We start from the raw sequence: 21,427 nt of genomic DNA on the forward strand, positions 1-21,427 counted from the left end.
TTTTCGTAGGGCGTTGCCCTACGCTATATAATTAAGCCCTTTCAGGGCACCCCGCAAAATTTACCGTTTATAGGTTTGCCTTAACAGCATCAATCAATTCCTGATATTCTGCATCAGTCAGATAAACCTTTCCCGGGTTCATTTGGAATATACTTCCATAATCAGGGCCATCCACATACTTAGGCGCTAAATGAAAATGTAGATGAGACAATTTATCCGAGTAAGCACCATAATTAATCTTTTCCGGTTGGAAAGCTTTTTGCATGGCACGAGTGACACGTGCTACATCTGCCATAAAAGCATTACGGTCTTCATCACTCAATTCATTTAAATCGTTCACATGGTCTTTGTAAGCAACAAGACAACGTCCACGATAGGTTTGTTCTTTAAACAGAAACACACGTGACACACTCAATTGCGCTATCTCAATCATCAGATTATGCAGCGTTTCATTGTTCTGGCAATACAGACATTCTTTCGGATCACTCTTCATGATATTATTATTTTAAGTTTTTATCGTTGCAAAAATAAGTATTCCATTCTTATCCGGCTTGTACTTTTTCGTTTTTTTGATCGACTAATTGGTATACATCCTCTTTTTCACCTACCACCCAAACAACATCACCTTCTTCGAGCGGAGCATTTACATCGGGAACCATCAACGTACCGTCTTCACTCTCAACGCCCGCTATCATGCAATGATATTTGTCGCGAATACCCGATTCACGAATCGTTTTACCCAGAAAAACAGAATCACTGTCAATGATAAATTGCTTCAAAGCCATTTCACTCTTTTCATAGACCTCCCAGTCTATCTTCGCTCCATTTTGCATCGCTTCATTAAAGACGCTCAATTGTTCATCTGTTCCTATCACCTGTATCTTATCCATTGGAAACAACCGGACAGAACCGCCCGGAATATTAATACGCCTTTTTCCACGAAGGATAGAAGCCACATGAACTCCAAACTTCTTTCCCAGATTCAGCTCCATCAATGTCTTTCCTGCCCAGCAAGATTCACCCGGAATTTCCATATCAGCAAGATGTAAATCATGTGACAACAAACGCCCGGCATATTCCGGTTTTTTCTCTCCCAAATACTCTGCACGTACATCTCTGGAACGAAGATTCTGAAAAAAGCGACGTTCAATCAATATCGATTGCTTCTTCAGACGGCGAGACCATACCATCAGCAAAACGACAAGTACGGCCACGCCAATAATCAAGCCGATAGACGCCTTAAATAATCCGGAAATAACAAAGATGACAAAAAGCACTGCTATCATAATGCGAATCACGATTGTTGATAACAATGGTGCACGATTAGCACGATTATCATGCCATAAAGTCATAAACTCGACCGAATGGTTCTTTTTCACCATGATGGCACGCAAGAAAGGGGCAATACACAGAATGATAAATACGGCTCCTAATAACGACGCCCAGAAATGAGGCAGATTCTCTTTAAAAAATGGCACGACAAAACGAAAAGAAAGTGCAACAATCGATATGCTGACAATTGAATAAACGACCGTAATACGTACCATTGCCAAGATTAGCTTCTTCCACAAATTCTCATGATTGAGTGCTGTTTGCGAACCGGAAGAGTAACGCATCATCATTTTTTTCCATGATTCCGGAAGATGTGCATCTACAAAAGTAGAAGCCGGCTCGGCTAAACGAATCATGTAAGGAGTCAGGAAAGTAGTAATGACAGAGACTGCTACTACTATCGGATACAGAAAATCACTCGTTACATGCAAGGAGACTCCCAAAGAGGCAATAATAAATGCAAATTCACCGATCTGCGTTAAACTAAAGCCGCATTGCATAGCCGTCTTTAATGGTTTTCCGGAAAGTATGACACCGAAAGTACCAAAAACAGACTGCCCCAAAATAACAGCCAAAGTGATTACTATAATAGGAACAGCATATTCTACAATCATTGCCGGATCTACCATCATACCAACCGATACGAAAAAGATAGCTCCGAAAAGGTCCTTAACAGGCTTCACCAGCCGGTCTATGGATTCAGCTTCAATCGTTTCTGCCAAAATAGAGCCCATAATAAATGCACCAAATGCAGCAGAGAAACCTGTATGAGCTGCCATCACTACCATACCAAAGCAAAGCGCCAACGACACAATAAGCAAAGTCTCCTCTCCCATCAATTTCCGGCAGCGCTTTAAGAATTCAGGAATCAGATAAATGCCGACAACAAACCACAGGATAAGGAAAAACAATAATTTGCCGATACTCTCCAACATTTCGGTCCCTTCAAAATTATGGCTGACCGCCATCGTGGAAAGCATCACCATTAATACAATGGCTAAAATATCTTCCAAAATCAAGATACTCAACACTAGTCCGGTAAACTGTTTCTTCCTTAATCCCAAATCGTCAAAAGCTTTATAAATAATAGTGGTAGACGACATCGCAATCATACCACCCAGAAACAGACTGTCCATCCGGTGCCAGCCAAAGCCCATACCGACTCCTATACCCAACAAAATCATACAAAAGATGATGGTACAGGCAGCTATGATGGCAGAACCACCCACCTTGACAATCTTCTTAAAACTAAATTCCAAACCGAGAGCAAACAGTAAGAAAATGACACCAATATCTGCCCATGTCTTAATATTGGCAGTATCCATCACTGAAGGAGTATACGGCATATGCGGACTTGCCAGGAATCCGGCAACTACATATCCCAAGACCAGAGGTTGCTTCAACTTCTTAAACAACAAAGTCATAACACCGGCACAGATCAATATCAGTGCGAGGTCAGCTATAAGAGTAGGTAATTGAGACATTATTTCATCGTATTTGATGACAAAATTATATTATTTCTATGGGATAAACAACATATCTACGGATATGTTTTGCAATAACGTCCTAAAATAAGTTAGCCCCGGATAGAGTCGATACTTATCCGGGGCTATACACAACAACCAGCTTATTTCTTATTTTCTAAAAGGAGGTTTCACTACCACTGCTTTTAACTTCCGACCACGCATATCAATACAGATTTCCGTGCCCACCTTACTGTATTCCGGCTTTACATATCCCATACCGATACCAATCTTACGGGTAGGCGACATCGTACCGGAAGTAACCACTCCCACTTGCTCGCCTTCAGCATTTACCAGTTCATAGCCGTGGCGGGGAATCCCGCGGTCAACCATTTCAAAACCAACCAGTTTACGGGTAACACCTTCCGTTTTCTGTTTTTCCAGCATAGGACGGTTGATAAAATCCTTACCTTCCACAAACTTAGTAATCCAGCCCAATCCGGCTTCGATCGGAGAAGTAGTATCATCCAAGTCATTACCATACAGACAGAAGCCCATTTCCAACCGAAGTGTATCACGTGCTCCCAAGCCGATAGGTTTAATACCAAATTCCTCACCAGCTTCAAAAACCGCTTTCCATATATTATCTGCAGCGGACGGATAGAAATAAAGTTCGAAACCTCCCGCACCGGTATAACCCGTATTGGAGATAATCACATTCTCTTCACCTGCAAACGTTCCAACTTTAAATGTATAATAAGGAATGGAAGCAAGATCAATGTCCGTCAACTTTTGCAGAGCCAGAATAGCCTTCGGACCCTGTACAGCGAGTTGAGCTGTGTTGTCCGACGAGTTTTCCAACTCGGCTCCCTCCGTATTGTGAGAAACACACCAGTTCCAGTCTTTTTCCATATTGGAAGCATTCACCACCAACATGTATTTTTCCGGTTCATACTGATAAACCAGCAAATCATCTACAATACCTCCCTCTTCATTTGGAAAACAAGTATATTGTATTTTACCCGGAGCCAGTGCCGCCACATTATTGGAAGTTATTTTCTGCAGAAAGGCTAATGCTTGCGGGCCTTTCACCCAAAACTCTCCCATGTGCGACACATCAAATACACCGACACTTTGACAAACAGTCAAGTGTTCGTCAATGATACCGGAGTACTCAATAGGCATATTATAACCTGCAAACTCATGCATTTTAGCACCGAGTATGATATGTTTCTCTGTAAACGGAGTGGTTTTCATTATTTTAAAGTATTAAGTATTAATCAAGTATTAAGTTTTAAGTATTAAGTATTACCTGTGTTTACCACCTTTTTATTTGGAAGCTACCAGTTCAGCTATTTTCACGATAACTTTCATGGCCTTCTCCATATTCTGGACAGGTACGAATTCGTAACGTCCGTGGAAATTCAGACCACCGGCAAAGATATTCGGACAAGGCAATCCTTTGAAAGAGAGCTGCGCACCATCCGTACCTCCACGAATCGGTTTTACGTTCGGTTTCACGCCAACGGCTTCCATAGCTGCAAAAGCAGTATCGATGATGTGCATTACCGGTTCTATTTTCTCACGCATATTATAATACTGGTCGCGCAGTTCGAGTGTCGCAGTACCTGCTCCATGTTCAGCATTCATTTGAGCTACCAGACGTTCTATCTCTTTTTTACGGTTCTCAAATTTTGCACGGTCATGATCGCGGATGATATAAGACACAGTGCTTTGCTCCACATCCCCCTGAATACCGATCAAATGATAGAATCCTTCATAGCCGGTCGTATGTTCCGGTCTTTCCTGTGAGGGAAGCATCGTGATAAACTGATTGGCAAGATAGATAGAGTTAATCATCTTATCCTTGGCATATCCCGGATGCACATTACGTCCTTTAAAGGTTATTTTTGCGGCAGCGGCATTAAAGTTCTCAAACTCCAACTCCCCTACTTCACCTCCATCCATCGTATATCCCCATTCGCAACCGAATTTCTCTACATCGAATTTATGAGCACCTTCACCGATTTCTTCGTCAGGATTGAAGCCGATACGGATTTTACCGTGCTTGATTTCGGGATGTTCCTTCAGATAAACCATCGCAGATACAATTTCCGCGATACCGGCTTTGTCGTCGGCACCGAGCAACGTTTTTCCGTTGGTTACAATCAAGTCTTCCCCCTTATGATCCAGCAATTCCGGGAATTGCGATGGAGAAAGAATCACATTCTCTTCAGCACAAAGCACAATATCCGAGCCATCATACTTTTCCACAATCCGCGGAGTGACATCTTTACCTGTCATATCAGGACTTGTATCCATGTGGGCAATAAATCCGATAGTGGGTACTTCTTTATCTATATTGGCAGGAAGTGTAGCAAAAAGATAGCCATGCTCATCCAAAGTAATATCTTCCAATCCCAAAGATTCCAACTCTTTTTTCAAGTATTCAGCAAAAATCATCTGCTTCGGAGTACTTGGAGTAAGCCCAGTCGATTCATCAGATTGTGTATCGAAGCTTACATACTTTAAAAATCTGTCTACTAAAGTCATTTCTATTTACGATTTAACGATTTACAATTTACAATTTGATAGTTTATAGTGCCGTAAAGGTAAAAAAAGAGCCGTGAATTACAAAGCAATTCACGGCTCTTTTTTATTGTATACTTTTATCCGGATATTTAAATATCCTATTTTACTGCTTTAAAAGTGGCTGCTACCATCAAAGCAATGTGTACATACTTTGCATTTAGGTAAGCCGATAGCCTCAATCAACGTTTCCAGCGTGTTAAACTTCAATGAACTTAGTCCAAAACGCTCGGCAATAATGCTAACCATCTTTTCGTATTCCGGAGAACCGGTAGTGGCATATTTCTCCAAATTCTTATTTTCATCACCTTCCAGTTCCTTGATAATGCGACGGGTTATCAACTCCAATGCATTTTTGGAAGCCGAGAAACCGACAAACGGACAAGCGTAAATCAATGGCGGACAAGCGATACGCATGTGTACCTCTTTTGCTCCATAATCATACAGAATCTTCACATTATCACGCAGTTGAGTTCCCCGTACAATAGAATCGTCACAGAACAACAAACGTTTATTTTGCAACATCGCACGGTTAGGAATCAGCTTCATCTTGGCTACCAGCGAACGCATCTCCTGATTGCTGGGAGTAAAGCTACGCGGCCACGTCGGTGTATATTTCGAGATAGCACGATGATAGGGAACTCCCTTTCCTTCGGCATATCCTAAAGCCATCCCCACTCCCGAATCAGGAATACCGCAGGCGCAGTCTACTTCCGATTCATCTGTCTGCCCCATTTTCAATCCGCTGGTGAAACGCACTTCTTCCACATTCTTTCCTTCATAGCAAGAAGTCGGGAAACCATAGTACACCCACAGGAACGAGCAAATTTGCATATCCTCATTGGGTTTGCGAAGCTGGTCGATGTGATCGTCATACATGCGAACAATCTCACCGGGACCTAAATATCTCTCAATCTCATAATCCAAATTCGGGAAGCTGGACGATTCGCTCGTTGCAGCATAAGCACCGTCTTTCTTTCCAATCACTACCGGAGTACGTCCCCATCGGTCACGGGCAGCGATGATGCTACCATCTTCCGTCAGGAGCAGCATAGAGCAAGAACCTTTAATGTGATTAAACACATTTTCGATACCTTCAACAAAGGTTCTACCTTGTATAATAAGTAATGCGATAAGTTCCGTCTGGTTGGTGCTGCTCGAACTAAGCTCGGCGAAGTGCATGTTTTGACTGAGAAGTTCTTCTTCCAATTCCTGGATATTGGCTACTTTAGCAACTGTGACAATGGCGAAGCGCCCGAGATGAGAATTGATGATGATAGGCTGTGCGTCTGTGTCGCTAATGATGCCGATGCCGGCGTTTCCTTTAAATTTGTCTAGTTCTCCTTCAAATTTGGTTCGGAAATAAGTACTTTCCAAATTGTGAATGGAGCGGATAAACCCTTTTTCCTCACTGTATGTTGCGAGTCCTCCTCGCTTGGTACCCAGATGTGAGTTATAATCTGTGCCATAGAATAAATCAGTCACGCAACTAGTTTTCGAGACTGTTCCGAAAAAACCTCCCATGTTGTTCTCTTTATTGATGATGTTTTAAAAAAGATGGCGCAAAAGTACAAAAAAGAATCCGTCCTATAAAAAAAGTACTCCGCAAAGTTTTAGTTTTCTTTGCGAAGCACAACTAATATTTATTAAAAAACGAGGAATCCGTAAACAATCTTTTTACCTAAATCTTATTTCCATTTCCTGATTGTTTTCAAGTCGGCAGGAGTTGCTTCTATCAGACTTATCGCAAATCCTCCACTACGTGCCAGTTTCACAGACATCTTATTTTTGTTTGTCACCAATCCTTTTTTTATCTGATAAGAGGTCGGATTCTTTTCAAAGTCAGCATCTTTTCCGTCAGCATAAAGAGTGGCTACATATTGTTTTCCCGGTTCAAGAAAATCAAGCGTAAAAGCAGAGGTACGGAGATTTTCGTCGGTGATGCCGCCTACAAACCAGTTATCAGTACCTTTCGCTTTACGGGCAACCGTGATATAATCTCCCGGTTCTGCTTCCAGATATTTGCTGTCATCCCAATCAACAGCTACGTCTTTGATAAATTGAAACGCGTCCATGTGGCGTTCGTAGCTTTCCGGAAGGTCGGCTGCCATTTGCAAAGGGCTGTACATCGTTACATAAAGCGCTAATTGTTTAGCTAAAGTAGTACGTACAAAGCTGTGATCGCCCGACAGAAAAGATAGTTTGGTATCAAAAATACCTGGCGTATAATCCATCGGTCCGCCAATCTGACGGGTGAAAGGAAGCAAAGTGGTATGGAACGGTTTGTTGCCTGCAAAAGCTTCATATTCCGTGCCACGAGCCGATTCGTTACCAATCAGATTCGGGTAGGTACGACATAATCCTGTGGGACGGGTTGCTTCGTGGGCATTTACACATATCTTATATTCGGCAGCTTTTTCTACCGCATATAAATAATGGTTATTCATCCACTGTCCGTAATGATGTTCTCCACGAGGAATAATGTTACCTACATATCCACTCTTCACAGCATTATACCCGTTATCTATCATAAACTGATATGCTTTATCAAGATGACGTTCGTAGTTACGTACAGAAGCAGAGGTCTCGTGATGCATCATCAGCTTCACCCCTTTTTCCTTTGCATACGCATTGAGCATTTTCACGTCAAAATCAGGATACGGAGTGACGAAATCAAAGACATAATCCTTCGAATTTCCAAACCAGTCTTCCCAACCTTCATTCCAGCCTTCCACCAATACCTGATCGAATCCATGTTCGGAAGCAAAATCGATATAACGTTTCACTTTATCATTGTTGGCTGAATGGCGTCCGTTTGGCTTTGTTTTGGAATAATCCGTCTGTCCAAGTTTCACCGAATAAACATCATCCGTATACGACCAGGAACCTTTTCCGGTGATCATTTCCCACCACACTCCGATATATTTCACCGGCTTAATCCAAGAAACATCTTCATAAATACAAAGCTCATTCAGGTTCAGAGTCAATTTAGAAGCCAGAATATCACGGGCATCATCACTTACAATCACCGTACGCCAGGGTGAACGGCAGGGAGTCTGCATATACCCCTTATCTCCTTTCGCATCAGGAGTCAGCCATGATTCAAAAACCAGATTCTGATCGTCCAAATTCAGATGCATACAAGAGTAGTCGATCAAAGCGGCTTCATGCAGATTGATATACAATCCGTCGGCCGTTTTCATTTGCAGGGAAGTTTGTACACCTGTCGGAGAGAAAGGTGTTTGAGAAGCATTTGGAGTAATTGCCCCTTGCAATAATCCGCGAATTTCTGAAAGTTTGGATTCGGTATAGTCATATTCCTGCGTATCATAATCGCCGGGAATCCAGAAGGCTGTATGATCGCCAGCCATAGCGAATTGAGAATGTTCTTCTTTGATAACGAAGTAATTCAGATTTTTCTGCTGTGGAAATTCATAACGGAATCCCAAACCATCGTTATAAAGACGAAAACAAATAATCAGATTACGACCTTGTGCTTTTTGATTCAAGGTGACAGCCATTTCATTATAATGGTTGCGGATGGATTTCACCTCTCCCCACACAGGTTGCCATGTTTCGTCAAAAGTAGCAGTTTTCGTATCGATCAGCGTGAATCCGTTCATCAGTCCCGGATCATTCTTTAATTCCAATCCCAGTTTCGAAGGTTTAATTACTTCTTTTCCTTTATAAAAGAGTTCGTACACCGGTTCTCCTTGAGCATTGACAGAGAAATTAAGTTTTAATTGTCCGTCAGGAGAAGTGATACTTTCGGCTTTAGCTGATGTGCCGAAGAAAAAAGAGAGCAACAGACAAAGCCCTATTACAGTTCCTATTTTCATGTTCTTCATGATATAAATGAGTTAGTTAATAATCGTATGGCAAAGATAGACCGGAAACACAAGAGGTGTTTTTCTTTATAAATAAAATATAGAGGGATACAGAACCAAAAACAGAATAAGTATTTAATAATAAAGTAGATAACATATTTTGAGACTAGAAAAAATATAGTGTCTATGGTGAATAAATTAAAAGGATTAAATATGAATATTGCATAATCTTTCTATATTTGCAGATTATTATCTCAATCACAATAAACATTTTATTATTCATATGGCACAACGCCTTAATTTATCCCGGAGGTTTCGAGCAACTCGAAAAGGATTTTGAAGTCGCCTAAATAATATCAATCTTTCAATCAAATGAGCAAAGAAGTTATCTATATCTTTATCGGCGGAGGCACGGGTAGTGCATTGCGTTATTTCATTCAGTTGTTAATGCACGAACGAATCGTCCCCTACCATTTTCCATGGGCTACTTTCACTGTCAATCTCCTCGGTAGTTTTCTTATCGGCCTGTTTTATGCCCTTTCAGAACGGTTTCACCTTCCGTTCGAAGTCCGTTTGTTTCTGACAACGGGCTTATGTGGAGGTTTCACAACGTTCTCTACTTTCTCCAGTGACGGCGTAAGTCTACTGAAAGGAGAATTTTACGGAGTATTTATTCTATATACATTAATAAGTATAGGTATAGGATTGGCCGCTGTGGTAGCCGGCGGATATGTGGGAAAGGCATGATGAAAAGAAGCCCAATCAAACCCGTCCGCGTTGTTCCTCCCATGATGGAAGAGCAGGAAGTCAGTACTACTACCCTACAGGAATGGCTCGACAGAGAAGAAACCGTCTCTCATCTTTTATTCTGTAAAGGAAAAGAAGAAGGTATCGACAAATCTTATAAAAGTTTCAAGAATTGTACTTTCCAAAATCAGACATTCAGCGAATGTAAATTCCGTTCTTCCCAACTGACCGATGTCAGGTTCGAGAACTGTGATTTATCCAACATCTCTTTTGCTGAAAGTTCGCTCTACCGGGTAGAATTCATTTCCTGCAAACTATTGGGTACCAATTTATCTGAAACAACGATGAATCATGTCTTGCTGCACGACTGCAATGCCGGTTACATCAACCTCGCCATGAGTAAAATGAATCAGGTACGTTTTGCACACAGCCAGCTCCGCAACGGAACTCTGAACGACTGCCGTTTTTCATCTGTCGCTTTTGACGGTTGCGACCTTGTAGAAGCCGATTTCTCACATGCTTCGCTCCGCGGAATAGATTTGCGCACTTCCCGCATCAGCGGAATCACGCTTAACATCAGCGATCTGAAAGGGGCTGTCATCACCTCCTTGCAGGCTATAGATTTGCTTCCACTGTTAGGGGTTATTATCGAAGATTAAAATCCTGCAAATTCACCCGGCCACACTCAAACAAAAAACATCGTCCCGTTGTTATAATATAAGGTCGGACTAACGACATATAGGGAATAGGTTCAAAAAGAATACCTATTTATAGTGATTTCTCACTCCCTGTCAAGTCCGTACTTTTGCAGAAATCTTATTCAAAAACAATAGAAACGATGAAAATTGAAAAAATTGTAGCTCGAGAAATTCTCGATTCAAGAGGTAATCCCACAGTAGAAGTTGACGTAGTATTGGAATCCGGCATCACAGGACGTGCATCTGTACCGTCTGGTGCTTCCACAGGTGAACATGAAGCATTGGAGCTTCGCGATGGTGATAAAAAACGCTATGGTGGAAAAGGAGTACAAAAAGCGGTTGACAATGTAAATAAAATCATCGCTCCGAAACTGGTTGGTATGTCTTCGCTCAATCAGAGAGGTATCGACTACGCAATGCTGGCATTGGACGGCACTAAGACTAAATCCAATTTAGGTGCCAACGCTATTCTCGGTGTATCTCTTGCAGTAGCCAAAGCTGCCGCCAACTATCTGGATCTTCCTCTATACCGTTACATCGGTGGAACAAATACCTATGTAATGCCTGTACCGATGATGAACATCATCAACGGTGGTTCACATAGCGATGCTCCTATCGCATTTCAGGAATTTATGATTCGCCCTGTCGGTGCCCCTTCTTTCAAAGAAGGTCTGCGGATGGGTGCTGAAGTATTCCATGCCTTGAAGAAGGTTTTGAAAGACCGTGGTTTAAGTACTGCTGTAGGTGATGAAGGAGGTTTCGCTCCTAACCTCGAAGGTACCGAAGATGCCCTGAACTCGATCCTTGCCGCTATCAAAGCCGCAGGCTACGAACCGGGTAAAGATGTAATGATCGGAATGGACTGCGCTTCTTCTGAATTCTACCACGATGGTATTTATGATTATACCAAGTTTGAAGGCGAAAAAGGCAAGAAACGTACCGCTGAAGAACAAATCAACTATCTGGAAGAACTGATTAACAAGTTCCCTATCGACTCTATCGAAGACGGTATGAGCGAAAACGACTGGGAAGGTTGGAAGAAATTGACAGAACGCATCGGCAACCGCTGCCAGTTGGTAGGTGACGATTTGTTCGTGACTAACGTAGACTTCCTTGCCATGGGTATCGAAAAAGGTTGTGCCAACTCTATCCTGATTAAAGTAAACCAAATCGGTTCGTTGACAGAAACATTGAACGCTATCGAAATGGCTCACCGCCATGGATACACCACTGTTACCTCTCACCGTTCGGGTGAAACAGAAGACGCTACTATCGCTGATATCGCAGTAGCTACCAACAGCGGACAAATCAAGACAGGTTCGTTGAGCCGTTCGGATCGTATGGCTAAATATAACCAACTGCTCCGTATCGAAGAAGAACTCGGCGACTTGGCTGTATATGGATACAAGAGAATCAAGTAAATCTCTATGCTAGATTATAAAAAAAGCATTCAAGTAAACTACCTGAATGCTTTTTTCTTTTTGAGCCTCTTGTCGGATTCGAACCAACGACCCCGAGATTACAAATCACGTGCTCTGGCCAACTGAGCTAAAGAGGCGGGTGGGTAAGCTATCTATATCGCGCCGCTACAACCAACTACCTTTGCTGCGATCAAGCCCTGGAGGATTCGAAGGGAGCTGGCCGTATAGGACTTACCCGTTTTGCGGTTGCAAAGGTAGACATTTTTATGTATTCTGCAATAGCTGCAGATAACTTTTTTACGAATAAAATACTAACAAGCTACGTTTCAAGCAATTAAAATCGCAAAAAAATATTCAGACAGCAACTTCCCCTGCTTTATTAACTTTAACAACCAGATTTCCCCTACCAACCGATATTATTTGTACCTTTGTGCGCAATTTATAAATGAAGATGACAGAGAACAGAAGCTATTTACAAAAATATGCCATGCATTTTGGCACGTACATGGGAATCTACTGGATATTGAAGTTCATATTATTTCCGCTGGGATTCCACATACCTTTCCTTTCGCTTTTATTTGTAATCCTGACATTATCCGTACCTTTCATCGGATATCACTACGCGAAAATGTATCGGGATAAGATTTGCGGGGGGAGTATCCAATTTTCGCATGCCATGCTCTTCACTATATTTATGTATATGTTTGCTTCCCTATTGGTAGCCGTGGCCCACTACGCCTATTTCCAGTTCATCGATCACGGTTTTATCGTCAACTCTTATATCCAGCTATGGGACGAGTTGATGGCCAACACTCCGGCTTTGATAGAAAACAAAGAAGTTATAAAAGAAACGATAGATACCGCCCGTTCACTTACTTCTATCAATATCACCATGCAGTTATTGTCATGGGATGTATTCTGGGGAAGTATCCTGGCCATCCCTACCGCATTGATGGTAATGAAAAAGGCCAAACCGGAAAATGACGGACCCGTTCAATCATAATTTATAAATCATAAATCATAATTCGTACAATGGATATATCAGTTGTAGTCCCATTATTCAATGAAGAAGAGTCACTACCCGAACTCTATGCTTGGATAGAACGGGTAATGCAAGCCAACGGATTCTCATTCGAAGTGCTTTTCGTTAATGACGGAAGTACCGACCATTCATGGGAAGTGATCGAAAAGCTGAAAGCTCAATCGGAACATGTAAAAGGTATCAAATTCCGCCGTAACTACGGTAAATCACCCGCGCTCTACTGTGGATTCGCAGAAGCGGAAGGAGACGTAGTCATAACGATGGATGCTGACCTACAAGATAGCCCGGATGAAATTCCCGAACTCTATCGGATGATTACCGAGGACGGTTACGACTTGGTTTCCGGCTGGAAACAAAAGAGATATGACCCTATTTCGAAGACCCTGCCGACCAAGTTGTTTAATGCGACCGCCCGCAAAGTGTCGGGCATCAAAAACCTGCACGACTTCAACTGCGGCCTGAAAGCATATCGAAAAGAGGTAGTAAAGCATATCGAAGTCTATGGTGAAATGCACCGTTATATCCCTTACCTGGCAAAGAACGCTGGATTCAAGAAAATCGGTGAAAAGGTGGTACACCACCAGGCACGTAAATACGGCACGACGAAATTCGGACTAAACCGTTTCGTGAACGGATATTTGGATTTACTTTCTCTTTGGTTTCTTTCCCGATTCGGTATCAAACCGATGCATTTCTTCGGACTGCTGGGATCATTGATGTTTCTCGTCGGAATGATTTCTGTCATCATTGTAGGTGCCAGTAAACTATATGCTATGTCCAACGGTCTCCCCTATCGACTGGTGACCGACTCTCCCTATTTTTATTTGTCACTGACGGCAATGATTATAGGTACACAATTATTCTTAGCCGGATTCCTTGGCGAATTAATCTCCCGCAATGCACCGGAACGGAATAACTATCAGATAGAAAAGAAAATTTGATTCACATTCAATAAGCTGACTATGAAGAATTTAATTCGTATCTTTCTCCTATTGATAATCGTTGGCGGTGCTGTCAGCATTCATACCTCGTGCTCGGACGAGAACGATTGCTCATTGGCAGGACGTCCGATGATGTATTGCACGATATATACCATCGATCCGGACAACCCTAATATTGCACTAAAAGACACGCTCGATTCGTTGACAATCACCGCATTAGGCACTGACTCTATCATTCTGAACAATGAAAAGAATGTGCATACGTTAATGCTTCCACTACGATATACAAGTGACTCTACTGTATTCATATTCAGATATGATCCAAAGCGTAAAAAAGATGATGTTGACACATTATACATTGTACAACAGAATACGCCTTATTTCCAATCAATGGAATGTGGATATATGATGAAACAAAACATTATCAGTGCCAAATTTGGCAAACCAGGAAGACCCGGCCTTCCTCCTCCGTATGGCAATGGACAACCGGACCAAATAGATTCTCTTCATATACAAAATAAAGAAGCCAATACAAATGAAATCCAGAACTTGCAGATATTCTATAATTATCGGCCAGAACGCACACCTGATGAAACGACTAATTAGTCTGCTCCTACTCTTTTGCATTGGACTTCCGTTGCTGGCCCAACAACAGCGGCCTACGCAAACACCCAAAAGAGATCAGAAAAAGAAAGAGGTTGCCGAGATAGATACCATTCCACTTTACAATGGTACGTATATCGGTGTGGATTTATACGGCATCGGAAGCAAGCTTCTGGGAGGCGACTTTATGAGTTCTGAAGTCAGTGTGGCCGTCAATCTTAAAAACAAATTCATCCCTACCTTTGAGTTTGGTATGGGAGGAACAGATACCTGGAATGAAACAGGTATACACTATAAAAGCAAAATGGCTCCATTCTTCCGAATCGGTGTGGATTACAACACCATGGCAAAGAAGAAAGAGAAGAACAGCTATTTATATGCAGGACTTCGCTATGCGTTCAGTTCATTTAAATATGACGTCTCCACAATGCCGGCGGACGATCCCATCTGGGGAGATGCAGTAGGTAACCCCAGTTTAGGAGATGGTTACTGGGGCGGAAGCGTACCTTTCAGCCACTTGGGAATGAAAGGCTCCGTGCAATGGCTGGAAATTGTTTTAGGCGTTAAAGTGCGTATCTACAAAAACTTTAACATGGGGTGGTCGGTACGTATGAAATACAAAACCAAAGCATCTACCGGAGAATATGGAAATCCATGGTACGTGCCCGGCTACGGAAAGTTTAAATCAAACAATATGGGAATCACTTATTCCCTTATTTACAAATTGCCTCTTTAGAATATAATGACAGGACTAGAGATTTGGTTGCTTGCAATAGGTCTGGCGATGGATTGTTTCGCTGTCTCCATTGCAAGTGGCATTATTTTGAAGCGTACCCGATGGAAACCCATATTAATCATGGCTTTTACATTCGGACTTTTTCAAGCAATCATGCCTTTTATCGGATGGATGTTCGCCAAAAGCTTCAGCCATTTCATAGAAAGTATAGACCATTGGATTGCCTTTGCCATTCTTGCCTTCCTTGGCGGCAGAATGATTTGGGAATCTTTCAAAGAAGAAGAGTGCTGCCAGCTATTCAACCCGACCAGTCTGAAAGTGGTATTCACTATGGCCGTCGCAACAAGCATCGACGCGCTGGCAGTCGGTATTTCGTTTGCCTTTTTAGGAGTGCAAAATTATAATGAAATCCTGTCCCCTATCCTTATCATCGGACTTGTTTCCTTCGTCATGTCACTCATCGGGTTGATCTTTGGTATCCAATGCGGCTGTGGCATCGCCCGGAAACTGAAAGCAGAGTTATGGGGAGGTATCATTCTGGTCATCATCGGACTAAAGATATTAATTGAACATTTATTTCTCCAATAAAATGAGTTTTCTCATCAAAAAGAAGAGCGTATGAAAACAAAGAAAAGTTTCCTTTGGCTGGCTTTCCTGATTTTGGCAACCATCTGGATATTAGTCAGGCATAATCAACAAGCTGGCTATTACAGTGTCAAAGGTTTGGTATTTGGGACGGTATACAAGATTACTTACCAATATGACGGTGATTTAAAACCGGAAATAGAAGCTGAACTGAAACGCTTCGATCAATCTCTGTCTCCATTTAACGACAGTTCAGTTATCAGTCGCGTCAACCGCAACGAGGAATTAGTTACCGATAGTTTCTTTCAGAAATGTTTCAACCGTTCGATGGAAATTTCCCGCGAGACAAACGGTGCTTTCGACATCACAGTAGCCCCCCTTGCCAATGCTTGGGGATTCGGTTTCAAAAAAGGCACTTTTCCTGATTCAATCATGATAGATAGTCTGTTGCAAATCACCGGATATGAAAAGGTGAAAATGGACAACGGCAAAGTCATTAAGCAGGATTCCCGTACCATGCTAAGTTGTAGTGCCGTTGCCAAAGGGTATTCGGTAGACGTAATTGCGCAACTGCTCGACCGTAAAGGCATAAAAAACTATATGGTAGATATAGGCGGTGAGGTGGTTGTGAAAGGCAAAAACCCCTCCAAAGGCTTATGGCGCATCGGAATCAATAAGCCCGTCGACGATTCACTGGCCGTAAACCAAGACTTACAAACAATACTTGAAATTTCGGATTTAGGCTTGGCAACTTCAGGAAATTACCGCAACTATTATTACAAAGACGGAAAGAAATATGCTCATACCATCGACCCGAGAACGGGTTATCCGGTACAGCACAGCATCTTGTCTTCCACCGTAATCGCTAAAGACTGTATGACTGCCGACGCCCTGGCTACCGCCTTCATGGTGATGGGACTGGAAGAAGCGGAAGCCTTCTGCAAAGCGAATCCGGAGATTGACGCCTACTTTATTTATAGCGCAGAAAACGGAGAGTTTAATACTTTCTACACGGAAGGAATGAAAAAATACATAGCGAAATAAGATCCGCTTCTTTTCTTTCATTCTCTTCACATGAGGATAAGTCTCAAGCTATCAACCGTTTCGTGTGATTACTCAAAGAAATATGCTTCTTCACATCCTTCACAGTCATTACCGTGAAGGATGTGCCGCATCTCTGGATACGCCATAATAACCGGGAGCAGGCACATACATCGGCTGATTGCGCAAACCGATATTCACCAGTTTTCCTTCTCCACGCAAACGTACCAAATGCGTTTTGGCCGTAGTACGTGCCAAACCACACACTTCCTGAAAATCACGGCGGGTCATCATCTGATGTTCGGCAAAATATTCTTTCAACAGCATATCAATCTCCACCTCTGACACCTTCTCCGAATGACGGACATACTTGGACTGACTGGCGCGAACACCCACAAAATGTCCTTTCAGATTACTGTCAGGGCGAAATCGGACAGTTTTGAAAGCCACCTTATTAGTCTTATGCGGAGTGCTGCGAGTCACTTTCCCCGTAGCCTCCAAAGTGGGATAAAAATAACCGATCCCCTCAATATGCACTTCTTTCCCCTCACGCAACGACTCGCCAAGAATCTTCGATAAGTTATCAAGCACATTCTTTACATCGCCCACAGTCAACGAACTGTAGTCATGAATCTTGTAACAAAGAGTATCCGTATCCACCTTTCCATTCATAAAGATACGCGGGTGCAACGCTGCTTCTTCTTCCGAAGAAGCATTAGGATTTTCATACCAATCAAACACAATAGCCATTACTTCTTATCAATTTAAATGTGTAACTTCATCATAGGACAACTTTAATCGGCTATTCGGACGACTGGAATCGGCTGTTCAGTCAACTATTGTCAGCCAACCGGACAACTCCAGTCGGCTTTTCCTAAACAAGCACTAAAGATACGACAAAGTAACGACTTATCCGCATAAGAAAGCTTGTTTTTCATTTCAGGAGAAAATAAACTTTTTCTTAGTTAAATACTTGCAAACCCCATATCTCATGTTATACCTTAGCAGCATCAACCGGTCGAAAAAACAACATTTATTCATTTAAAAAACAAGAAAAATATGAAGACATTAGAATATAATTCGAAACGTTTGGCAAAAAGAATACGGGTATTGATGAAAGAATCGTCAAACGTCATCGTTTCACCGAATACGCCAAAGAACGAACAACCAATGCAGGATATGCATAAGCAGGAAATACATAGACAAGAAGTACATAAACAGCCCGTCCTTCTGACACAACAAGTGATTGACTTTTTGAAAGTTCGGTATGACTTCCGCTACAACTTGCTTACCGAAGAAACCGAATTCCGCCCATCCGGTCAACGAGACATCTCTTTCTGTCGTATAGACAAGCGGGAACTGAATACTTTCTGCCTGGAAGCCCACAAAGAAGGAATCAATTGCTGGGATAAGGACCTTCAAAGGTACATCTACTCTACCCTAGTGGAAAGCTACCATCCTTTCCGGCTTTATATGAACGAACTACCTATATGGGACGGAACGGACCGGTTAAAGCCCTTAGCAAAGCGAGTATCCGACATTCCTATATGGATAAAAAGCTTTCACACCTGGATGCTCGGACTTGCTGCCCAATGGCTGGGAGTGAATCAAACACAAGCAAACAGCGTAGCCCCGATACTTATCAGCGAAGAACAGGGACGCCATAAATCTACTTTCTGCCGCATGCTGATGCCGCCACAACTAACCCGTTATTATTCGGATAATCTGAAACTAACCGCACAAGGCAATCCCGAACGTCTCCTTGCCGAGATGGGATTACTAAACATGGACGAATTTGATAAATTCGGAGCACAAAAGATGCCATTACTGAAAAATCTGATGCAAATGTCCAGCCTCAACATCTGCAAAGCCTATCAGAAAAATTTCCGGCCGCTACCTCGTATCGCCTCTTTCATAGGAACCAGTAACCGCACCGACCTGCTTCACGACCCGACAGGCAGCCGCAGATTCTTTTGTATTGAAGCAGAGCATGACATTGACTGTACCGGAATTGAACATTCACAAATCTATGCCCAACTGAAAGAAGAACTGCTTGCGGGTGCCCGTCACTGGTTCAGCAAGGAGGAAGAACATGCTTTGCAATGTCATAACAGCGCATACTATCATGTTAACCCCATAGAAGATATTGTCCGTAACACATACGCACCTGTCACGTTGGATGAACCGGATTGTTTGTCGCTCTCCGTCGCTATCATTCATCAGGAATTGAAAAAGAGGTTTCCGGCTGTACTGCGTAACTGTACTCCTATCCAATTGGCGCAAGTGCTGACCGCAGCAGGTATCAGCCGACAGCATACAAGATTGGGGAATGTGTATCTGGTGAAGAGGGTGAAGGGTGTGAAGAGTGAAAATAGTATCATTTATTCACAGGATATATCTATAAATCAGGAGCTTAGTATAATGTGAAAAATGTGAAGAAAGAATACATAAATATAATCAAAAAGCACCAAGGATAGCTGGGACATTTTGAAATAGAGAAAGTGTACAAAGTTTATTTGTCACTTTCTCTATTCCTTTATACTATTAATACATAAAGACTATGAATTAAATATTTAAGTCAGCTTTATACAATGAGAGGCCATCTTCGTTACTCTCACGGAAGTACACAGCACTACCATCGTTAGAGACTGTATAATAACCATTTTTTCTATATGGCAAATCAAACTTTTTGATTGGATTTAACTCCCAGTCAAATACAAATATAGCCTCGCTAAATTGTCTCAGTTCTTCATCTTTTTCGTTAAAAAATCCTCGAACCGAGCATATAATATATTTGTCATTAGTTTGCATAGTCTCAATTTCTATCTGCCTGTTATTTATTGTACTAAGCGATGTAGACATTTCATCTCTTGACTCAACGCGCTGCATCTCTGTGTATCTTTTTTCGTTTACTACATTTCCACTCTTAATATCAAACGTATATAATATGAATTGATGACATACAGAAAAGGCTGCCATATCATTACCCTTTATTGCAATACAGCCATCAGCATAAGCACATTTTATTAGATCATTTGCAGGCAGTTCCATACCTTTAGCTTTTTCAAGATCAAAACTTCCATAATTTATTGTTTCATAAGAGTTCGCTTCCTCATTATTGAATATGGTAACTGATTTCTTATTAAACTCATTTATTTCTGTTTGTTCAGATTCCGATAAAGCCGGTATTATAGTTGCAAGAACAGAACCATTAGGAAGTTTGACCATTCGGCGCACCCAAATACTATCCGGGACTATTGTCACAGAAAATGTTCGTTCGCCCATAGGCACATTAGCTATTATTTCTTTTTTAGCAAAAGTCTTTATCATATTGGGATATGCATAAAGTTGAACGGAATCACCTATTATTTGAAAGTCTTCTAATCCAATTAATTCATTGGCCGCTCTTCCTTTCGATGCAATGATAGATAATTTCTCCCCGGTATTTAAATTATAACAGGATCCGAAGTCATCATCATCTTCTCCTCTTCTGACAAACCACAGTATAGAGTCATCAATCATGCAGCCACCGATTTCCAGAATATCAAATTTATTAAAAGGGGTGAATTCCAATTCTTCGGTAATGGGGAAATCCGTATCTATATTGGAGATAGGGGCAGCCTGATTCTTGACAGCACTATTACAACTAAAAAAAGAAAGACTGATTAAAAGCAATAATAATTGAGCATTTGTTTTCATAAGTGTGTATTTTTAAATAATTAATGATAATTACTTGCGAATATAGTTATTATCTTTACCTTTGCAAAAGACATCTGTATTTTTATACCAAACAAAATAAAAAAGCTATGAAAACACTTAAAAGAAGAATCCTGAAACCATTGTTAATTGCTTGTTTAGGCTTAACAGTTGCAACAATTACATTTGCGCTTACTACTACTCCTAGCCGTCCAGGAAGACCTAGTGCTTTTGACATAGAGGCTGACTTCTGTAAATTAAGATTTAAAAAGCCCCTTAGTGATGGAGGATTGCCAATACTATTTTATATTATCGAGTATAGATCGTTAAAAACAGGTAGGTGGCAACTAGAAAGGAGAGTTAAGCCCCAATATCCTATGGATAATACAATGCAATCCGATGTAGATAATAGGGTTGGAACAGATCCGGTAGTTTTTCGTGTTTCTGCTCAAAATAGTAATGGGCGAGGCATGAATTCAGAGGTTTCCAATTCTATAACATTCAGGAATCCATTCTAATTGCAATAATATATTAAGATATAAAAAGTCCCGTATAATCATAATGCTGAGTTATTCGGGATATTTTTTATAAAAGAACTCAATAACACTATAAAAAACAATGAGCAGACCTTTGTACACGTTAAGAAAACCGCAGAATACTATGGAGAAAACAACCTGCTTTTCAATGAGCATATAAAGTATTTATT

General features: G+C 41.6%; 19 protein-coding genes and 1 tRNA gene. 11 read left to right on the forward strand and 9 right to left on the reverse strand.

The window, feature by feature from the left end; all coding sequences use genetic code 11:
• Positions 1-67 precede the first annotated feature (67 nt).
• From DW862_RS05840 to DW862_RS05865, 6 genes are all read right to left on the reverse strand, one after another.
• Positions 68-493, reverse strand: coding sequence for an HIT family protein (locus DW862_RS05840; RefSeq protein ID WP_055236499.1), 426 nt, complete (start codon positions 491-493; stop codon positions 68-70).
• A gap of 49 nt (positions 494-542) precedes the next feature.
• Positions 543-2,816 carry a cation:proton antiporter gene (locus DW862_RS05845; RefSeq protein WP_120067457.1) on the reverse strand — a complete coding sequence of 758 codons (2,274 nt, stop codon included), beginning with the start codon at positions 2,814-2,816 and terminating at the stop codon, positions 543-545.
• 150 nt (positions 2,817-2,966) lie between these two features.
• Positions 2,967-4,052: a glycine cleavage system aminomethyltransferase GcvT gene (gcvT, locus tag DW862_RS05850; RefSeq protein ID WP_120067458.1), complete on the reverse strand. Its 1,086-nt coding sequence runs from the start codon at positions 4,050-4,052 to the stop codon at positions 2,967-2,969.
• 72 nt (positions 4,053-4,124) lie between these two features.
• Positions 4,125-5,348, reverse strand: a complete 1,224-nt coding sequence (gene pepT, locus DW862_RS05855) for a peptidase T (protein WP_120067459.1) — start codon at positions 5,346-5,348, stop codon at positions 4,125-4,127.
• Positions 5,349-5,498: 150 nt separating this feature from the next.
• On the reverse strand, positions 5,499-6,908 hold the full coding sequence (locus DW862_RS05860) for an amidophosphoribosyltransferase (protein ID WP_120067460.1): 1,410 nt from the start codon (positions 6,906-6,908) through the stop codon (positions 5,499-5,501).
• Positions 6,909-7,072: 164 nt separating this feature from the next.
• Positions 7,073-9,232 carry a glycoside hydrolase family 97 protein gene (locus tag DW862_RS05865; protein ID WP_120067461.1) on the reverse strand — a complete coding sequence of 720 codons (2,160 nt, stop codon included), beginning with the start codon at positions 9,230-9,232 and terminating at the stop codon, positions 7,073-7,075.
• 351 nt (positions 9,233-9,583) lie between these two features.
• Between DW862_RS05865 and crcB the strand changes: the two genes are divergently transcribed.
• The 3 genes from crcB to eno all read left to right on the forward strand — a co-directional run bounded on the left by crcB (position 9,584) and on the right by eno (position 12,077).
• On the forward strand, positions 9,584-9,958 hold the full coding sequence (crcB, locus tag DW862_RS05870; protein WP_117684310.1) for a fluoride efflux transporter CrcB: 375 nt from the start codon (positions 9,584-9,586) through the stop codon (positions 9,956-9,958).
• Complete coding sequence (locus tag DW862_RS05875) at positions 9,955-10,617, forward strand: pentapeptide repeat-containing protein (protein ID WP_120067462.1); 663 nt, start codon at positions 9,955-9,957, stop codon at positions 10,615-10,617. Before crcB ends, DW862_RS05875 begins: the two co-directional genes overlap by 4 nt.
• A 179-nt stretch (positions 10,618-10,796) precedes the next feature.
• On the forward strand, positions 10,797-12,077 hold the full coding sequence (eno, locus tag DW862_RS05880) for a phosphopyruvate hydratase (RefSeq protein ID WP_055236504.1): 1,281 nt from the start codon (positions 10,797-10,799) through the stop codon (positions 12,075-12,077).
• Between the two features lie 63 nt (positions 12,078-12,140).
• Here the strand turns inward: eno and DW862_RS05885 are convergent.
• Positions 12,141-12,214: transfer RNA gene (locus DW862_RS05885), tRNA-Thr, on the reverse strand.
• 308 nt (positions 12,215-12,522) lie between these two features.
• Here DW862_RS05885 and DW862_RS05895 point away from each other — a divergent pair.
• The 6 genes from DW862_RS05895 to DW862_RS05920 are packed head-to-tail and all read left to right on the forward strand — an operon-like array spanning position 12,523 to position 17,028.
• A complete protein-coding gene (locus DW862_RS05895) occupies positions 12,523-13,080 on the forward strand; it encodes a DUF4199 domain-containing protein (protein WP_032811718.1) in 558 nt (185 codons plus the stop codon).
• A gap of 29 nt (positions 13,081-13,109) precedes the next feature.
• On the forward strand, positions 13,110-14,060 hold the full coding sequence (locus DW862_RS05900; RefSeq protein WP_120067463.1) for a glycosyltransferase family 2 protein: 951 nt from the start codon (positions 13,110-13,112) through the stop codon (positions 14,058-14,060).
• A gap of 21 nt (positions 14,061-14,081) precedes the next feature.
• Positions 14,082-14,666 carry a DUF6452 family protein gene (locus DW862_RS05905; RefSeq protein ID WP_049703194.1) on the forward strand — a complete coding sequence of 195 codons (585 nt, stop codon included), beginning with the start codon at positions 14,082-14,084 and terminating at the stop codon, positions 14,664-14,666.
• Positions 14,650-15,399, forward strand: a complete 750-nt coding sequence (locus tag DW862_RS05910; RefSeq protein WP_049703195.1) for a DUF6048 family protein — start codon at positions 14,650-14,652, stop codon at positions 15,397-15,399. The genes DW862_RS05905 and DW862_RS05910 overlap by 17 nt, the downstream gene beginning before the upstream one ends.
• A 6-nt stretch (positions 15,400-15,405) precedes the next feature.
• On the forward strand, positions 15,406-15,987 hold the full coding sequence (locus DW862_RS05915; protein WP_055236506.1) for a manganese efflux pump MntP family protein: 582 nt from the start codon (positions 15,406-15,408) through the stop codon (positions 15,985-15,987).
• A gap of 30 nt (positions 15,988-16,017) precedes the next feature.
• Positions 16,018-17,028: an FAD:protein FMN transferase gene (locus DW862_RS05920; protein ID WP_120067464.1), complete on the forward strand. Its 1,011-nt coding sequence runs from the start codon at positions 16,018-16,020 to the stop codon at positions 17,026-17,028.
• 108 nt (positions 17,029-17,136) lie between these two features.
• Here DW862_RS05920 and DW862_RS05925 read toward each other — a convergent pair whose 3' ends face one another.
• On the reverse strand, positions 17,137-17,775 hold the full coding sequence (locus tag DW862_RS05925) for an HU family DNA-binding protein (RefSeq protein WP_008021253.1): 639 nt from the start codon (positions 17,773-17,775) through the stop codon (positions 17,137-17,139).
• Between the two features lie 309 nt (positions 17,776-18,084).
• Between DW862_RS05925 and DW862_RS05930 the strand changes: the two genes are divergently transcribed.
• A complete protein-coding gene (locus DW862_RS05930) occupies positions 18,085-19,452 on the forward strand; it encodes a VapE domain-containing protein (protein WP_243636451.1) in 1,368 nt (455 codons plus the stop codon).
• A 138-nt stretch (positions 19,453-19,590) separates the two neighbouring features.
• On the opposite strand, the gene DW862_RS05935 is transcribed toward DW862_RS05930, so the two are convergent.
• Entirely contained in the window at positions 19,591-20,724 is a 1,134-nt protein-coding gene (locus tag DW862_RS05935; RefSeq protein ID WP_243636452.1) for a hypothetical protein, read from the reverse strand.
• A gap of 107 nt (positions 20,725-20,831) precedes the next feature.
• Between DW862_RS05935 and DW862_RS05940 the strand changes: the two genes are divergently transcribed.
• Entirely contained in the window at positions 20,832-21,239 is a 408-nt protein-coding gene (locus DW862_RS05940) for a fibronectin type III domain-containing protein (protein WP_120067465.1), read from the forward strand.
• Positions 21,240-21,427 lie beyond the last annotated feature (188 nt).

This window comes from Bacteroides sp. AM37-9 (genome assembly GCF_003603455.1).
GTDB classification, from domain to species: domain Bacteria; phylum Bacteroidota; class Bacteroidia; order Bacteroidales; family Bacteroidaceae; genus Bacteroides; species Bacteroides xylanisolvens.